This is a genomic window from Pseudomonadota bacterium (genome assembly GCA_022572885.1).
Taxonomy (GTDB): domain Bacteria; phylum Pseudomonadota; class Gammaproteobacteria; order Steroidobacterales; family MnTg04; genus MnTg04.
On sequence record JACZVC010000023.1, the window covers coordinates 20,793 to 37,321 of the forward strand.

General features: G+C 59.6%; 12 protein-coding genes. 8 read left to right on the plus strand and 4 right to left on the minus strand.

The window, feature by feature from the left end; genetic code table 11:
* Nucleotides 1–42: 42 nt before the first annotated feature.
* Entirely contained in the window at nt 43–1,818 is a 1,776-nt protein-coding gene (locus IIA05_09475; protein ID MCH9027331.1) for a hypothetical protein, read from the plus strand.
* Here IIA05_09475 and tagH read toward each other — a convergent pair.
* Complete coding sequence (gene tagH, locus IIA05_09480) at nt 1,815–3,254, minus strand: type VI secretion system-associated FHA domain protein TagH (protein MCH9027332.1); 1,440 nt, start codon at nt 3,252–3,254, stop codon at nt 1,815–1,817. The genes IIA05_09475 and tagH overlap by 4 nt on opposite strands.
* Nucleotides 3,255–3,411: 157 nt before the next feature.
* Here tagH and IIA05_09485 point away from each other — a divergent pair, with 157 nt between their 5' ends.
* The 5 genes from IIA05_09485 to IIA05_09505 all read left to right on the plus strand — a co-directional run bounded on the left by IIA05_09485 (nt 3,412) and on the right by IIA05_09505 (nt 10,678).
* The gene (locus IIA05_09485; protein ID MCH9027333.1) at nt 3,412–3,753 is read left to right on the plus strand and encodes a DUF1820 family protein; all 342 of its coding nucleotides are present in this window, start codon (nt 3,412–3,414) and stop codon (nt 3,751–3,753) included.
* Nucleotides 3,719–4,525 carry an MBL fold metallo-hydrolase gene (locus IIA05_09490; GenBank protein MCH9027334.1) on the plus strand — a complete coding sequence of 269 codons (807 nt, stop codon included), beginning with the start codon at nt 3,719–3,721 and terminating at the stop codon, nt 4,523–4,525. The genes IIA05_09485 and IIA05_09490 overlap by 35 nt, the downstream gene beginning before the upstream one ends.
* Before the next feature lie 105 nt (nt 4,526–4,630).
* Nucleotides 4,631–8,512 (plus strand): phosphoribosylformylglycinamidine synthase, encoded by a 3,882-nt coding sequence (purL, locus tag IIA05_09495; protein MCH9027335.1) that lies wholly within the window; start codon nt 4,631–4,633, stop codon nt 8,510–8,512.
* Nucleotides 8,513–8,560: 48 nt separating this feature from the next.
* Nucleotides 8,561–10,243 carry a urocanate hydratase gene (hutU, locus tag IIA05_09500; GenBank protein ID MCH9027336.1) on the plus strand — a complete coding sequence of 561 codons (1,683 nt, stop codon included), beginning with the start codon at nt 8,561–8,563 and terminating at the stop codon, nt 10,241–10,243.
* An 18-nt stretch (nt 10,244–10,261) separates the two neighbouring features.
* Nucleotides 10,262–10,678, plus strand: a complete 417-nt coding sequence (locus tag IIA05_09505) for an MAPEG family protein (GenBank protein ID MCH9027337.1) — start codon at nt 10,262–10,264, stop codon at nt 10,676–10,678.
* Between the two features lie 8 nt (nt 10,679–10,686).
* Here IIA05_09505 and IIA05_09510 read toward each other — a convergent pair whose 3' ends face one another.
* From IIA05_09510 to hutI, 3 genes are all read right to left on the minus strand, one after another.
* Nucleotides 10,687–11,412, minus strand: a complete 726-nt coding sequence (locus tag IIA05_09510; GenBank protein MCH9027338.1) for a hypothetical protein — start codon at nt 11,410–11,412, stop codon at nt 10,687–10,689.
* A gap of 169 nt (nt 11,413–11,581) precedes the next feature.
* Nucleotides 11,582–13,111: a histidine ammonia-lyase gene (gene hutH / locus IIA05_09515; GenBank protein ID MCH9027339.1), complete on the minus strand. Its 1,530-nt coding sequence runs from the start codon at nt 13,109–13,111 to the stop codon at nt 11,582–11,584.
* 4 nt (nt 13,112–13,115) lie between these two features.
* Nucleotides 13,116–14,360 carry an imidazolonepropionase gene (gene hutI / locus IIA05_09520; protein MCH9027340.1) on the minus strand — a complete coding sequence of 415 codons (1,245 nt, stop codon included), beginning with the start codon at nt 14,358–14,360 and terminating at the stop codon, nt 13,116–13,118.
* Between hutI and hutF the strand changes: the two genes are divergently transcribed.
* On the plus strand, nt 14,339–15,682 hold the full coding sequence (gene hutF / locus IIA05_09525; protein MCH9027341.1) for a formimidoylglutamate deiminase: 1,344 nt from the start codon (nt 14,339–14,341) through the stop codon (nt 15,680–15,682). The two genes, hutI and hutF, sit on opposite strands and share 22 nt — an antisense overlap.
* A complete protein-coding gene (locus IIA05_09530) occupies nt 15,679–16,509 on the plus strand; it encodes an N-formylglutamate amidohydrolase (GenBank protein MCH9027342.1) in 831 nt (276 codons plus the stop codon). The genes hutF and IIA05_09530 overlap by 4 nt, the downstream gene beginning before the upstream one ends.
* The last annotated feature ends 20 nt before the right edge of the window (nt 16,510–16,529 follow it).

Here is a 16,529-nt window from a genome sequence, read left to right on the forward strand (position 1 = left end):
TTTTTGTTAAGGTCTGTGATGGGCAGGGTGTCAAGGTTGGTCATGAGTGGTTTCTTCAACGAACTGAAACGGCGCAATGTCGTCCGGGTGGCGGTGATGTACCTGGTGTTCAGCTGGGTGCTGATCCAGTTGACCGACATTCTGTTCCCGATGTTCGACATCCCGGAATGGGGAGGCCGGCTGGCCGTGATTCTGCTCGGCATGGGATTCCCGCTGGCGCTGATTTTCGCCTGGGTGTTCGAACTCACAGCCGATGGCGTCAAGCTGGAAAAACATGTCGATCGAAGCCAGTCGGTTACTCATACGACGGCACGCAAGCTGGACCTGATTACCATTATCTTGCTGGTTTTTGCGTTGATCGTGCTCGGTGCGAGCAACTTTGCAAGTCGTAACGGCTCGTCCGGTGGCCAAGCCGGCACAGCAGTGGAGCAGGAGGCCAGCGCGGATCCATCGCCCGAGTCGATCGCTGTGTTGCCGTTCGTCAACATGAGCGATGACCCGGCCAACGAATACTTTTCCGATGGGCTGGCCGAGGAACTGCTCAACGATCTTGCGCGTATCGATGCACTGCGCGTTGCGGGCCGCACCTCGTCGTTTGCTTTCAAAGGCAAGGACACGGACCTGCGGGAAATCGGCGAACGATTGAATGTAAAAAACATCCTCGAAGGCAGTGTGCGCAAGGCGGGCAACCGGGTGCGGATTACCGCGCAGTTGATCAATGCCAGCGATGGTTACCACCTGTGGTCAGGTACCTACGAGCGCGAGCTGGACGATATTTTCGCGATACAACGGGAAATTTCATCGGCGATCGTCAAGGCGTTGAAAGTGACTCTGTCGGTCGAGGAGCAGGCCGATGCCGGTGATAGAGGAACGACAAACGCGGAGGCCTACTCAAATTACCTGCGGGGATTGTTTTTCTGGAATCGCCGGACCGTTCCTGACTTCATGAAGGCGGAGGAGTATTTCAACGAGGCGATCGTGTTCGATCCCGACTATGGCCAGGCGTATGCGATGCTGGCCATGACCTATGTGCTGATGCCGGGTTACGATGGCGGCAGCAAAGCCGACTGGTTTCCAAGAGTGCAACAAGCGGTCGATAACGCGCTGCGCATCGATCCTGATCTGGCCGAGGCCAATGTCGCCAGGGCGTATTTGCGCAGCGAATGGCACCACGACTGGCAAGGATCCGAGCGGGATTATCGGCGAGCGATCGAGTTGAATCCGCGTTACCCGACCGCGCGGCAGTGGTATGGCGGCCTGTTGACGACTGTCGGCCGCATCGATGAAGCCCTCGAGCAATTCCGGCTTGCGATGGAGCTGGATTCGCTGTCGGTGATCATACTGAACAATTACGCCTACACATTGCATCTGGCCGGCCAGTTTGAAAAAGCCCTGCCGATTCTGCGCCAGGCGGTCGAGTTGATGCCTGACTGGGCGATCAATTACTACAGTTTGGCCCAGGGCCTGATCGATCTCGAACAGTGGGGCGAGGCCGAACAGGCCCTGCGGCGGGCGGATGATCTCGAGGGTGTCGATCCCGGGCTTAATGTCGCTTATGTTGCCGCACTGCGCGACCCGGCGCTGGCGCCATCGGCCGTGGAAGCGCTGCTGGCGGATGTCGAGATGCCGCATTTCCTTTACAACAAGCCGTTTAGCCTGGTACAGCTGGGCGCGCATGAGCAAGCGATATCGTTGATCGAGCAATATGTCGATGAAGACGTTCCTGAATTGGGATATCTCAATTCAGCGGACTTTGCCGCCGTGCGCGACGACCCGCGAATCCAGGCGATACTCAAACGCCTGAACCTGGCGGATTAGTCCTCGCCGTTTCCTTTCTTGAATTTGCGTTTGGACAGGGCGTTTTCGAAGGCCCTGACGAATTCATTGGAAAAGCCTTCGGGCATCCGGCCTTCTGCGTGCTGGACAAGGGTTGCATAACGGTCGGCGTATAAATCCCAGTAACGCTTTTTGTTGCCGCCGAGGAATTTGTTCTTGCCCATGACATGCTCGAACTGTTCCTGCAGGTTGACCGGGTCGAACATCTTCAGATACTCGGACAGGGCCCTGCGCATGGCTTCATTCATGGCTTCCATGTCGGCGTTTACGTCGAAAAAACATTCACGGATCGCCTCTTCCGAGGCCTTGTAGGCGCCGCGTTTGGCCGATAGCAGCCTGGGCAGGACGTCATCCATGCCTGCCGAGAATTTAATTGGGTTATTGGAGTTGGGTTTCATCATGGTCTGGTTCAGATTGAACCTGTCCTTGAGCAAGGAGCGGTTCTGCATCAAGGTTTGCAGGCCACTGAGTAATTCACCGAACACCCGGCCGATATCTTCAATCAGGTCCTCCGGTGGGCGGTTTGGCAACGCATCCTCTTCAACTCCGAGTCCCTTGATAAAAGCATCGAGCATCTGGTTCTTGTTCACCATCGGCGGGAGCAGTTGTGGCGCTTGATTAGTGCTGGTGACTGAGCCCAATGTTTGCTCGCTATCTTGTGCCGGCGCGGCGAGTGCGCCAACGAGCTCCGCTCTCTTTACCTTTGAGGTATCGAGTTGGGCTTCTTTTTTCTTGGCCTTTTTCTTTTTCGCCTTTGGCGGTTCGGGTGGTTCTTCCACGCTCATACTCTTCATGTCCGTTTCGGACGCGGCGGTCATTCCAGCAGGCCCGCTATTTTTCTTTGCCGCGGATTTTTTCGTTTTGGATTTTGCTTTGGATGCTTTTTGCTTGCCGGCCGGTTCTGCTTCGTCAATATCCAGCATTGCCCACGAACCGGTGTTTTCATCGTTATCGTCTGGGAGCGGTGCTTTCAGTGGATTAACTTTCTTTGGCGCCGGCGGCGCCGTCTTCCTTTTTGGCAGTTGCTGTTTTTTGAATGCTTTGTCTTCGACCAGGATTGTCGAGATATCGAAAGAGCAGTCCTTGGCCCTTTCCGCGTCTTTCGGATCCAGGCTGACTTCTATCTTGTAATTGCCGATCCCGAACTGGTCTTCATGGGTCAATAACAGCGGTTTTCCGGATGGAATAGGATCCGGCATGTTGTTGACATAGGTACCGTTGGAGCTGGTGTCGATCAGGTAGAACTCGCCATCCTGCCAGATCACGCTGGCATGATTGCCGGACACAAAATTCTCCGGATCCGGAAGATTCCAGTCACAACTTGGCGCACGGCCGATCGTGCCGCCTTCTTCGTCAAAGACTTTTGTCGTCTCCGTTTCCAGAAGATTGCCGGGGCCGGACAAAATGCGCAAAGTCATTGGCATAGCGGGTCCACAAGATTCCTGATTTAACAAAATATCCTGTTTGCCAATTTAGTGTATCGCGGCTCGTTGCTCAACAGTTTGCAACAATCGCTTGTCGATTCTGTGAACCAGTCCATGTGTTATCCTGTAAAACCCCGGAAAAGGGCGATTTTTGATGCCATCCAAGCATATCTACAAGATTCAGTTCATGAACCAGGGCAAGGTCTACGAGATTTTTGCCCGTAGCGTTCGCCAGGGTGACTTGTTCGGTTTTCTGGAAGTCGAGAAGCTGGTTTTTGGCGAGCGGACCACGGTCGTGGTGGATCCATCCGAGGAGCGCATAAAGACCGAGTTTGCGGGGGTCAGGCGGACTTTTATTCCGCTGCATGCGGTCATCCGGATCGATGAAGTGGAAAAACAAGGCGTCAGCAAGATCAGCAAGCTCGAGGGAAATATTGCCCAGTTCCCGGTACCGGTCTATGCACCGAGCGGCGACAAAGGGAAACAAGGCTGAAGTGGGCGACCTCCGGATCGCCTATCTCGGTAGCGGCAGCAAAGGCAATTCAGCTCTGATCGAAGCAGGCCGGACCAGCGTGATGCTGGATTGCGGGTTCAGCACCAGGGAAACCTTGCGCCGCCTGGAAAGACTGGGCCGATCACCCGAAACCATCACCGCTATCCTGGTGACCCATGAGCACAGCGACCATGTCTCCGGTGTCGCTCGCCTGGCGCGGCGCTTCAATATCCCGGTCTGGCTGACGGCCGGCACCTTGCAAGGCTGCCCGGCGCTCGACGATGTGGAAACGGGAATTATCAATCCGCACCAGCCACTGGTACTGGGCGATCTCGAGATTACGCCGATGCCGGTTCCGCACGATGCGCGCGAGCCCTGCCAGTTTGTATTTGACGATGGTTCGGACCGGCTCGGTGTGATGACCGATATCGGCCATGTAACAACGCACGTGATTGAGACCCTGGCTGCTTGCAGTGCACTGGTAATCGAAGCCAATCACGATTTGGAGATGCTCAGCAGCGGACCCTACCCGTACCGGTTGAAGCAACGAGTGGGTGGCCGCCTGGGGCACCTGAACAATCAGCAGACCGGGGACTTGTTGAAAGAGGTGGATTGTTCCCGCCTGCGCTGGGTGGCGGGCGTGCATTTGAGCGACACCAACAATACGCCGGAGCTGGCGAGCATGGCGATGGCGAGCGCATTGGAGTGCGAGACCGAAGAAATCCTGATCGCCGGCCAGGAAAGCGGGCTGGACTGGCGGTCGGTAGCCTGAGACTACCTCAAGAGGGCGAGGCTTCTGTAGAATCGCAGCCTCCTGTATCATTCGCCCCTCACTCTGACCGCCAGGTCACCAGGGATCCGCGACGAGTCTATGGCCATCATCCAGTTGCCCGGCGCCACGGCGCTGTCCCGATTCCGGCTTCAAAGACTGCTTGCCCAGCTTAAGGAACAGGTACCCGGCGTGCGGGGCGTCGCCACGCGGTATTTGCACTTTGCCGAAACCAGCAAGCCGCTGAACCCGGCGCAGCAAGAGGTCCTGGAGAAAATCCTCAGCTATGGGCCCGCGCGCGAGCCGGTCACCGAAACCGGGGTGCACATCCTGGTGCTGCCGCGCACCGGCACGATCTCGCCATGGTGCAGCAAGGCCAGCGATATCGCCCACATCTGCGGCCTGGAAAATGTGTTGCGCATCGAAAGAGGCGTCGCCTATTACATCCAGTCCAGGGAGCCGTTGCCGGCGAAGCAGGTCGATGCGCTGTTGCCGTTTCTCCACGACCGCATGACCGAAAGTATTTTTCGTGATGGCGCCGATGCAACAACCTTGTTTGCTCACCATCGGCCCGCACCGGTCCGCTCGGTCGACTTGCTGGCAGGCGGCAAGAAAGCCCTGCAACAGGCGGATTCGGATCTCGGCCTGGCGTTGTCCGGCGAGGAAATGGATTATCTGCTCGCGAGTTTTTTGCAAATTGGGCGCAACCCGACCGATGTCGAACTGATGATGTTCGCACAGGCGAACTCCGAGCACTGCCGGCACAAGATTTTTAACGCCGATTGGGTCATCGATGGAGAAGCGCAGGAAAAAACGCTGTTCGCGATGATCCGCAATACCCACGCCTGCGCACCCGCCGGCGTGTTGTCCGCCTATCGTGACAATGCCGCGGTGATCGAAGGCAGCGACGGCACCCGCTGGTACCCGGACCCGCAAAGCCGCATTTATGGCGCCGCCGAGGAAGCGGTCGATATCCTGATGAAGGTTGAGACCCACAACCACCCGACGGCGATTTCGCCGTTCCCGGGCGCCGCGACCGGTTCCGGCGGGGAAATTCGCGATGAAGGGGCGACCGGGCGCGGTGGCAAACCGAAGGCCGGGCTGACCGGTTTTTCGGTCTCGCACCTGCGCATCCCGGATATGCCGCAACCCTGGGAAGCCGGTGGCATCGGTAAGCCGGACCGGATTGCCTCGGCCCTGGACATCATGCTCGATGGTCCGGTCGGCGGCGCGTCGTTCAACAATGAATTTGGCCGGCCCAATTTGCTGGGTTATTTCCGCACCTTCGAAATCGCCGAAAGCGATCGGTGCAGCCGCGGTTATCACAAGCCGATCATGGTGGCTGGCGGCATGGGGAATATCCGCCGCGATCACGTGGAAAAATGCGAGATCATGCCGGGAGCGCAGATTGTGCTGCTTGGCGGACCGGCGATGCTGATCGGCCTGGGCGGGGGCGCGGCATCATCGGTGTCGGCCGGGGAGAGCGACTCGGAGCTGGATTTTGCCTCGGTACAACGCGGCAACCCCGAGATGCAGCGCCGCGCCCAGGAGGTGATTGACGCCTGCTGGCAACTGGGCGACGACAATCCGATCCTGCTGATCCATGACGTCGGCGCGGGCGGTCTGTCCAATGCCATTCCGGAAGCCATCGATCACAGCGCGCGGGGCGGGCGCGTGCGCCTGCGCGACATCCCCAATGACGAGCAGGGCATGTCGCCGATGGAAATCTGGTGCAACGAAGCGCAGGAGCGTTACGTGCTGCTGATCGCCGCGGACGATTTGCAGCGGGTCGAGGAAATTTGCCGGCGCGAGCGTTGCCCGTATGCGGTGGTCGGCGAAATCACCGAACAACGCCAGCTCATCGTCGAAGACAGCGAATTCGGCAACCTGCCGGTCGCCATGCCGATGGAGGTGCTGTTTGGAAAAACGCCGAAAATGACCCGCGATGTCAGGCGGCTGCCGGTCAGCGCAACAGATTTCGCTATCGATAAACTGGATGTCGGCGAGGCGGCGTTCAGGGTCTTGCAGTTTCCGGCCGTCGCGGACAAGACTTTTCTGATCACCATCGGCGATCGTACGGTCGGCGGGTTGTGCAGCCGGGACCAGATGGTTGGTCCCTGGCAGGTGCCGGTCAGCGATGTCGCGGTGACTTGCACCGATTATTTCGCTTACCGCGGCGAGGCGATGTCCATGGGCGAACGTACGCCACTGGCCTTGCTCGATGGTCCGGCGTCGGGACGCATGGCCGTCGGCGAAGCGCTGACCAACCTGATGCTGGCGGATGTGGAGGCGATCGCCGATGTGCGCTTGTCGGCGAACTGGATGGTGGCTTCCGGCCAGCCCGGCGAGGACGCAAGGCTCTATGACACGGTGCGTGCGCTGGGAGAAGAGCTTTGCCCGGCGCTCGGGATCTCGATCCCGGTCGGCAAGGATTCGATGTCGATGAAAACCACGTGGACAGACGCCGATGGCGACAAGGCGGTGGTTGCGCCGCTGTCGTTGATCGTGTCCGCTTTTGCGCCGGTACGCGATGTACGTTGCACGCTAACGCCGCAGATCAGGACCGCTGCGGGCGATAGCCGTCTGCTGTTGATCGACCTGGGGGCAGGGAGCAACCGGCTGGGGGGGTCGGTGCTGGCGCAGGTCTACGGTGAGCTCGGTGCGCAGCCTCCCGACCTCGACGATCCGGCGGCGCTGGCCGGATTGTTTTCGGCGATGAGCGAGCTAAGAGCGCAGGGCCTGCTGCTGGCCGCCCACGACCGTTCCGATGGCGGGCTGCTGGCGACGGTTTGCGAAATGGCCTTTGCCGGGCGCAGCGGCATGCGCATCGCGCTTGACGATCTGGATGCCGACCCGGCGGCGGCGTTGTTTAGCGAAGAGCTTGGCATGTTGTTGCAGGTGACGGCTGGCAATCTTTCTGCGGTAAGCGCGGTCCTGAAAAAACATGGGCTGAAAAAACTTGTGCACGACATTGGCCAGCCGACGGACGATGGCCGCATCGTGTTCGAATACGCCGGCGTCGAGTACCTGGCCGACGACCGGGTCAACCTGCACCGCGCCTGGTCCGAGACCACCTTTCGCATGCAAAGCCTCAGGGACAATCCTGAATGCGCGCTCGAAGAATACGACCGCCTGCTCGATACAGCGGACCCGGGTCTGAAAGTCGTTACGACTTTCGATATCGAGGAAGACATCGCGGCGCCGTATCTGAATCTTTCCGCCAAACCGAAAGTCGCGATCCTCAGGGAGCAGGGTGTCAATTCCCATGTCGAGATGGCCGTTTTTTTTGCCCGCGCCGGCTTCGACGCGATCGATGTGCACATGTCGGAAGTACTCGCCGGTGCGGTCGAGCTAAGCGATTTTCGCGGCCTGGTGGCGTGCGGCGGATTCTCTTATGGCGATGTGCTTGGCGCCGGCGAGGGTTGGGCGAAATCGATCCTGTTCAATTCCCGGGCGCGCGATCAGTTCGCGGCGTTTTTTCACGATCCCGACAGTTTTTCGCTGGGCGTTTGCAATGGTTGCCAGATGATGGCGAATCTGAAACCGTTGATCCCGGGTGCGGAACACTGGCCGCACTTCGTACGCAATCGTTCGGAGCAGTTTGAAGCGCGCCTGTGCAGCGTCGAAGTGATGGCAACGCCATCGCTGTTTTTTGCCGGCATGCAAGGATCGATGTTGCCGGTCGCGAGTTCGCACGGCGAGGGCCTGGCCGAGTTTGCCTCGACCGAAGACCTGGCCGCCTGTGCGCCGCAGACGGCGCTGCGCTTTGTCGATTCCTATGGCGAGCCAAGCGAAATATACCCGCACAACCCGAATGGTTCGCCGCACGGCATCGCCGGGCTGTGCAACAGCGATGGCCGCATCACCATTAGCATGCCGCACCCCGAGCGGGTCAGCCGCACGGTCCAGCATTCCTGGGCGCCGGAGTACTGGGGCGAGGACGGGCCCTGGATGCGCATGTATCGCAACGCCAGAAAATGGGTAGACTGAAGCTGGCAAATTCTCGCATAACAAGATCTGATTATCGGCAGGTGTCCCATGGGTGAGACAAAATCATTTACGCGTTTTCGCGATGTCGAGTTGCACGCGCCGACCGGGCCGGAGAAAAGTTGCAAGGGGTGGGTGCAGGAAGCGGCGTTGCGCATGCTGTACAACAACCTCGATCCGGCGGTCGCCGAAAATCCGCACGAGCTGGTCGTCTATGGCGGTATCGGGCGTGCCGCGAGGAACTGGGAATGCTTCGATGCGATCGTCGAAACCCTGCGGCGACTCGAAAACGACGAGACGCTGCTGATCCAGTCGGGCAAGCCAGTCGGTGTATTCAAGACCAGCGAAAGCGCGCCCCGGGTCCTGATCGCCAATGCCAACCTGGTGGGCGAGTGGGCCAACTGGGACCATTTTTTCGAGCTCGACAAGAAAGGCCTGATGATGTTCGGCCAGATGACCGCCGGCTCATGGATATACATCGGCTCCCAAGGCATCGTGCAAGGCACTTACGCGACCTTCGTCGAAGCGGTGCGCCAGCATTATGGCGGTAACGCCAAGGGGCGCTGGTTGTTGACCGGCGGCCTGGGTGGGATGGGCGGCGCGCAGCCGCTGGCCGCGGTTTTCGCCGGGGTTTGTTGCCTCGCCGTCGAAGTGGACGCCGAGCGCATCCGGAAACGTCTGGATAGCGGTTATCTCGATCACCGGGCCGACACGCTGGAACAAGCAATCGGCATGATCAAACAGGCGGTTGCCGACGATGAAGTGATCTCGGTCGGGCTGCTGGGCAACGCCGCGGATGTTTTTCCGCAGATCCTCGCCGGCGAGGATCTGCCCGACCTGGTTACCGACCAGACCTCGGCCCACGACCCGCTCAATGGCTACATCCCGCAGGGATATGATCTCGAAGCAGCGGCACAGTTACGCACCGGCGATCCGCAGGAATATGTTCGCCTGGCCAAGGATTCGATGGCGGTGCAAGTGCGCGCGATGCTCGGTTTCCATGAAAAGGGCATCCCGACCTTCGATTACGGCAACAATATTCGCGCGATGGCGCGCGATGCCGGGGTCGAAAACGCCTTCGATTTCAAAGGCTTCGTCCCGTTGTATGTACGGCCGTTGTTCTGCGAGGGCATGGGCCCGTTCCGCTGGGCGGCGCTGTCCGGCGACCCGGAGGACATCTACAAGACCGATGCAAAAGCCAGGGAGTTGTTCCCCGACAAGAAAGAGTTGCACCAGTGGCTCGATCACGCGCGCGCACGTATCCAGTTCCAGGGTTTGCCGTCCCGGATTTGCTGGCTGGGTTACCGGGAACGGCACAAACTCGGGCTGGCGATCAACGCAATGGTGCGCAACGGTGAGTTGCAGGCGCCGATCGTCATCGGCCGCGATCATCTCGATGCCGGGTCGGTCGCCTCGCCAAACCGCGAGACCGAGGGCATGCTGGATGGCTCCGACGCGGTCGCCGACTGGCCCGTGCTAAACGCCTTGCTGAACACCGCGAGCGGCGCTTCATGGGTCAGTTTCCATCACGGCGGTGGTGTGGGCATGGGCTACGCGTTGCATGCGGGTGTCGTAATCGTCGCCGATGGCAGCGAAAGGGCCGAAAAAGCGTTGGCGCGAGTGCTGGTCAATGACCCGGGGACCGGTGTCATGCGCCACGCCGACGCCGGTTATGAAAAAGCGATCGAAGTCGCCAGACAGCGAGGTCTCGATATGCCGATGATCGATAGCTGATTGGTTTAGGAGCAGAGGATGGACCAGCAACAAATTTTTGAACCGGTGGTGGCGTTGGTTTTTCTGACCCTGCTGGTCTGGGCATTCATGTATTACAAGCGCCTGGGGTTCATACGAAAACAGAAACTCGATCCGGAAGCACTGAAAAGCAAGGCTGAAGGCGAGAAAGTTCTGGCGCCGGTGGCCGGCCCATCCGACAATCTGAAAAATTTGTTTGAGATGCCGGTGCTTTTTTACCTGCTCTGCGTTGTGCTTTTTTTACTGGGCAGGGTTGATGGGATGTTTTTGACACTCGCCTGGACCTATGTCGGGCTACGAACGATGCACAGCCTGATCCAATCGACCTATAACCGGATTGTTCACCGTTTCAGTGTATACACGGTGAGTATGTTCGTGTTGATCTGGATGTGGCTGAGGTTTGTGGTCACAGGCTAACTTCGCGCTCAGGTTTCTTGTTGCGGCAGGACAACCGTGTCTGTTTCCTTGTCATCGTCCGTATCGCTTTCTTCATCGCCGGCAATAAAAAACTGACGCATCATGACCGCCTGTTGCAGTTTTCCCTTGCGCACATAGGCCTGGTAAAGCAGGTCTTTCATCAGTTCCATCAGCACCGCCGCCTCGGTCGCCCGAATCAGGCGAATTTTCGTATCGGTATCGAAAACGATATTCTTTGACAACACGAAAGTGCTTTCGTCTATATCCGCCATGTCGCGGGCCTCGGTAAACTGGTCGAACAGGTGCAGGCGCGCCATGCTGCCCAGGTCGGCAAAAACAGCCTGTGCCGTTTTCTGACACATGACCGCGAACGCAGTAAAACAATTGCTCGAATAACAGGTCAGCGCTTCGCGGAACAGTTCCTCGATTTCTTCGGGCAGGTAGTTGTAACTGAATTTTTCCCGCGGCCGCTCGATCTCGATGTAGTGAGACGACAGGCTGACATAATCGGCGTGATAACTCTTGACCGCGTGTTTGAGAAACACCGGTGAGTTGCAGGAATCGCAACGATAGACCAGGCCGACCTGGCTGGGTTTGAAGCGCAGCAGTTTTTTGAAATCCGGCGTCGAAATCGGCGTGATATGGGAGAGGACGTCGCAATGCGGGCATTTCACCGCGAGGTGTTGCTCACGGCTGTTATGCAGCGATCCATCCTGGTTGATTTCAATGCTCACATCTTTGTCCCGAGGCTCTTGGTATCTGTTGCTCACGGCCTTTGAGGGTGCGCTTTCGCGTTTCTCGTTTTGCGGGCAGTCTATCCCATCAAGGCCGGCGGGGCATCTTTCCAGATTAAGTTAAATGGTTTCCAATCATTGGCTTACGTCGGATATCGCAGTGGGGCCCTCAAAAACCAAAGCCATCGTGCCCGGGCAGTAAGGCGGCGATCTGTCCATCCTGGATGGCCTGCGATACGGCGGCAATGTCCCGGTCGAGCCGGCGGTCCGCCGATAAGGCGGGGACCAGGCCGCGGATGAGCGCGTGGACTTTTTCCAGCGCCGCGGTCGTTTTCAGCGGTCGCAACTGATCGAGCGCTGCCGCCGCGACCAGTAACTCGATGGCCAGGATTCCGGCAAGGTTTTCGGTGATGCCAAGCAGCTTGCGTCCGGCCCAGGTCGCCATGCTGACATGATCTTCCTGACCCGCGGAGGTGGGGATGCTGTCGACGCTCGCCGGGTGGGCCAGCGTCTTGTTTTCCGATGCCAGGGCGGCGGCCGTCACATGAGCGATCATGAAACCGGATTCCAGCCCGGGCTCGCTGGTCAGGAACATGCTCAGATCCGGGTTGACGTTGCGTAACAGCAGGTCGATGCGGCGTTCACTGATGGTGCCGGCCTCGGTCAGCGCGATCGCCATGAAATCGCTGACCATGCCGATCGGCTCGGCGTGGAAATTTCCGCCGGAGATGACCTCGTCGTCACAAATCAATGGATTGTCGGAAACGCTGTTGCATTCGGCCGCCAGGGTTTGCGTCGCATGCTTTAGCGTATCGGCCACGGCGCCCATGACTTGCGGCATGCAGCGAATCGAGTAGGGATCTTGTACGCGATCGCAATCGGCGTGGCTGGCGTTGATTTCACTGTCGCCGAGCAGGCTGCGAATGGCGCTCGCGACGCGTTGCTGGCCGTCCAGGTTTCGCGCCGCATGGATGCGTTCATCGAACGGGCAATGACTCCCCGCCAGCGCCTCGACGGCGAGCGCGCCACCGACTATCGATGTTTTTAGCAGCCGGTCGGCGCGGAACAGACCTTCCATCGCCAGTGCCGCGCTGACCTGTGTGCCGTTGAGCAAGGCCAGACCTTCCTTGGCCTGTAGCGTTACCGGTTGACACCCGGCTGCCGCCAGCACGGCCGGGCCTTCGAGCAGGCGGCCGTCTTGGCTGGCTTCGCCCTCGCCGATCAGTGCCAGCGCCAGGTGCGCCAGCGGCGCGAGGTCGCCGGATGCGCCGACCGAACCTTGCGCCGGTATCAGCGGCAGGATGTCGGCGTTGAGCAGCGCGAGCAGGGTATCGACGACTTGGTCGCGGATACCCGAAAAGCCGATCGCGAGACTATTGGCCTTCAACAACATGATGCGGCGGACGATGTTGTCCGGCAGCGGCTCGCCGGTGCCCGCGCAATGACTGCGCACCAGGTTGTATTGCAATGCCGTGGTTTGCTCGGCGGAGATTTGCTTGTTCGCAAATGCGCCAAAGCCAGTGTTGATCCCATAACAGACTTTGCCGCTGGCGAGGACTTCATTGACCGTGGCGACGCTCTTGGCCATCCGTTCACGCGCCGCATCGGCGAGCTTGCATTCGGTTTTCCGCGACCGGAAATCGGCAAGCTGCTGCAGCGTCAGCGACCGACCATCGAGAATGAGTTGCCCCTTAGCCATGTACCTATCCCTTTGCCATTTGTAGCTGATTCACCCGTTGACCATCCTTATACACCGCCAGCGGGCGCAATCCGCCGAGCTGGTAGCACAATATTTCGGGTGCGGCGATCTCCCACAGGCAAAAATCCGCGCGCATGCCGACTTCCAGGCTGCCGATTTCTTTATCGAGTCCCAGCGCCTGCGCGGCGTAGCGGGTAACCCCGAGCAAGACCTCTTCCGGGGTCAGGCCAAACAAGGTCGCGGCCATGTGCATACAGGCGAGCAGGCTGTTGATCGGTGACGACCCCGGGTTCAGATCGCTGGCCACGGCGATCGGTACCCGGTGTTTTCTCAAGTGCCCGACCGGCGGCAACCGGGTTTCACCGAGGAAATAAAACGCCCCGGGCAACAAGACCGCGACACTCCCGGCGCTCGCCATCGCCCGCACCCCGTCTTCATCGAGGTGCTCGAGATGATCGCAGGACAACGCACCCAGCTTTGCCGCCCGCCCGCTGGCGCCCATGTCCGACAACTGTTCGGTGTGCGCGCGCAGCTTCAACCCGTGAGCGCTGGCGGCGGCAAAAAGCCGCTCCATATCGGCGACCGTAAAAGCGATATTTTCGACAAATATGTCCACCGCATCGGCCAGCTTTTCCGCCACGGCCGCGGGCAGCATTTCATCGACGACCAGGTCCATATACGATTCATGGCTGTGGTTGCCGGGTATCGTGTGCGCACCGAGAAAGGTGGAGACGACATCCATCGGCAGCTCCTTGCCGAGCTGGCGGATCACCCGCAGCATTTTTAATTCGTTCGCCGTATCCAGGCCGTAACCGCTTTTTATCTCGATCGTGGTCACGCCTTCGGCCAGCAATGTGGCAAGACGCGGCCGGGCAACGTCGGCCAATTCTTGTTCGCTGGCCACCGTCACCGCCCGCACGGTGGTCAGGATGCCGCCACCGCCGCGGGCGATTTCCTGGTAACTGGCGCCGGCGATGCGTGCGGCGTGCTCGTCCGCACGGTCGCCGGCGTAAACCGCATGGGTATGACAATCGATGAAGCCGGGCAACAGGCAGGCGTGTTTGGCATCGATGGTCGTGTGTGCCTCAGCCGTTTCGCCAATGGCCGCGATCCGGCCATCGCTAACCGCCAGGCACGTTTGTGGCGCCGGGCCGGCGTGGCCGCTCATGGGGTACAATCGCGCGTTGTTGATTATCAGGTCGTACACGAATCTCGGGCAGGCTGAAAGTGGAAAGAAAGCGGCTGACATTTGACCATATCCTGACCCCGGCCGGAACACTTTCGCGGCAGAGCCTGTCGATCGGCGAGGATGGCCGAATCAGCGCGATCGAAGATGCCGGCGATCGGCCCAGCGACGGGTTTTTTGCGCTGCCGGGGATGCCAAACGCACACAGCCACAGTTTTCAGCGGGCGTTGTGCGGTTATGGCGAAGCGGCGCAGGCTGAAGACGCCGGCAAGGATTCGTTCTGGAGCTGGCGTGAGCACATGTACCGGCTGGCCGGGAAAATTACCGAGCAGGATCTTTATGTTATCGCCACGCAGGCGTTCGCCGAAATGCTGGCTGCCGGTTTTACATCGGTAGCCGAGTTTCATTACCTGCACCACCTGGTTGACGGCGCCAGGTCGCCGGCCATGGGTCAGGCGGTCATCGCCGCGGCACAAGACACCGGGATTCGCCTGTTGCTGTTGCCGGTCCTGTATCGGCATGGCGGTTTTACTGAGCCGCCCGCGGCAGCGCAAAGCCGTTTCGTACACGATGAGATCGACGATTTTTGTCGTCTGCTCGAACAGCTGTCCGCCGCGCGGCTGGGTTTTGCACCGCATTCGCTGCGCGCCGTGGCGGTCGAGGACCTGGGCGCAATCCTCGATGCGGTGGATTCGGTGCTGGGCGCGGATTACCCGGTTCACATCCATATTGCGGAACAAAAGCGCGAAGTGGAAGCGTGCATCGCTCACCACGGCGCGCGACCGCTCGAGGTACTGGCCAGACACGCGGAGCTGGGGCCGCGCTGGAATCTCGTCCATGGCACGCATTTTTCGCCCGCCGAGCTGGTTCTTGCCAGCGACAGTCGTTGCCAGGTCGTGCTTTGTCCGCTGACCGAGGCCAGCCTCGCCGATGGCGTTTTTCCGGCCACCGATTACCAGCGCCTGGGCGGCCGCTGGGCGATCGGTTCGGATAGCAATGCGCGCATCGATCCGATCGAGGAATTGCGTTTGCTCGAGTACGGGCAACGGCTCAGGGACGGGTTGCGCGCGCGGCTCGCCGACGAACGATCGCTCGGCGCGACGATGTGGCAGCAAGCCTGCGACGGTGGCGCCGCGGCGCTGGCCATGCCGGTCGGCCGTCTCGAGGCAGGGTTTTTCGCCGACCTTACGGTGCTGGGCAAAACCGGCGTGCTCAATGGCCCGGCGCCCGAACGGCTGGCAGACGCACTGATCGTCGGCGGCAGCCGCCAGGACGTGGCGGCGGTTTACGTGGGCGGCGAATTGCGCGCGCGCGATGGCGCAGCGCTTGGCGGTGGCGCAGATCAGAGCCAACAGTACGCGGCAACCGTCGCCCGGCTGCTGTGAAGGACCAGACCCTGGACCCACCGGTTTTTGAATGCCGCGAAGCCACGGCGCAGGAGCTGCCGGTCGTGGTCAGCATGCCGCACACCGGTGTCGAAGTGCCGCGCGCAATCGCCGGCGAGTTTGCCAGCGATGAGATCACCGTGTTGCCGATGACCGACTGGCATTTGCATCGCTTGTACGATTTCCTGCCGGCGCTGGGTATCGCGACCATCCATGCCAAATACTCCCGCTTCGTCGTCGACCTGAATCGCCCGCCGACACCGCAGAGCCTGTACCCGGGGCGATTTGAAACCGGGCTGGTGGCCATTGAAACCTTCCACGGTGAGCCGATCTGGAAAGCGAATCCGGCAGCCGAAATCATCGAGCAACGCCGGCTCGAATTTCACCAGCCCTATCATGAAAAACTCGAAGCCATGCTCGCCGAAAAAGTCAGCCGCTTCGGACGGGCATTCCTGATCGATGCACACAGTGTTGCGTCGATGGCCAACAAACTGCATGGTGAACTCGTGCACGAAATTTATCTCGGTGACCGTGACGGTCAAAGTTGCCGGCCGGCGATGATGAGGTTTTTTGCCGACGAGTTCAGCCAGGCGGGTCTGGCGGTTTGCCGAAATGAACCGTACAAAGGCGGTTACATCACCGATCATTATGGCCAGATGCCAGCGGTGCAGGCGCTGCAGATCGAGATGTGCCAGCGGGTCTACATGGACGAGACAGACCCGGTAGACGGCCCGAATCATCCGAAATTTAATGCTATGAAACAGCAACTTAGAGAGATTTTCTCGAAATTTTCTGAATTTGTCGACGATTGCACCCACGAACAGTGAAGCAGCGCGTGAATCTCGCC

What these genes read in the sequence shown, in the direction of transcription:
- IIA05_09475 (MCH9027331.1), top strand. Translation starts at nt 43, where the DNA reads ATGAGTGGTTTCTTCAACGAACTGAAACGGCGCAATGTCGTCCGGGTG.
- tagH (MCH9027332.1), bottom strand. Translation starts at nt 3,254, where the DNA reads ATGACTTTGCGCATTTTGTCCGGCCCCGGCAATCTTCTGGAAACGGAG.
- IIA05_09490 (MCH9027334.1), top strand. Translation starts at nt 3,719, where the DNA reads ATGCACCGAGCGGCGACAAAGGGAAACAAGGCTGAAGTGGGCGACCTC.
- hutU (MCH9027336.1), top strand. Translation starts at nt 8,561, where the DNA reads ATGGGTGAGACAAAATCATTTACGCGTTTTCGCGATGTCGAGTTGCAC.
- IIA05_09505 (MCH9027337.1), top strand. Translation starts at nt 10,262, where the DNA reads ATGGACCAGCAACAAATTTTTGAACCGGTGGTGGCGTTGGTTTTTCTG.
- hutH (MCH9027339.1), bottom strand. Translation starts at nt 13,111, where the DNA reads ATGGCTAAGGGGCAACTCATTCTCGATGGTCGGTCGCTGACGCTGCAG.
- hutI (MCH9027340.1), bottom strand. Translation starts at nt 14,360, where the DNA reads ATGTCAGCCGCTTTCTTTCCACTTTCAGCCTGCCCGAGATTCGTGTAC.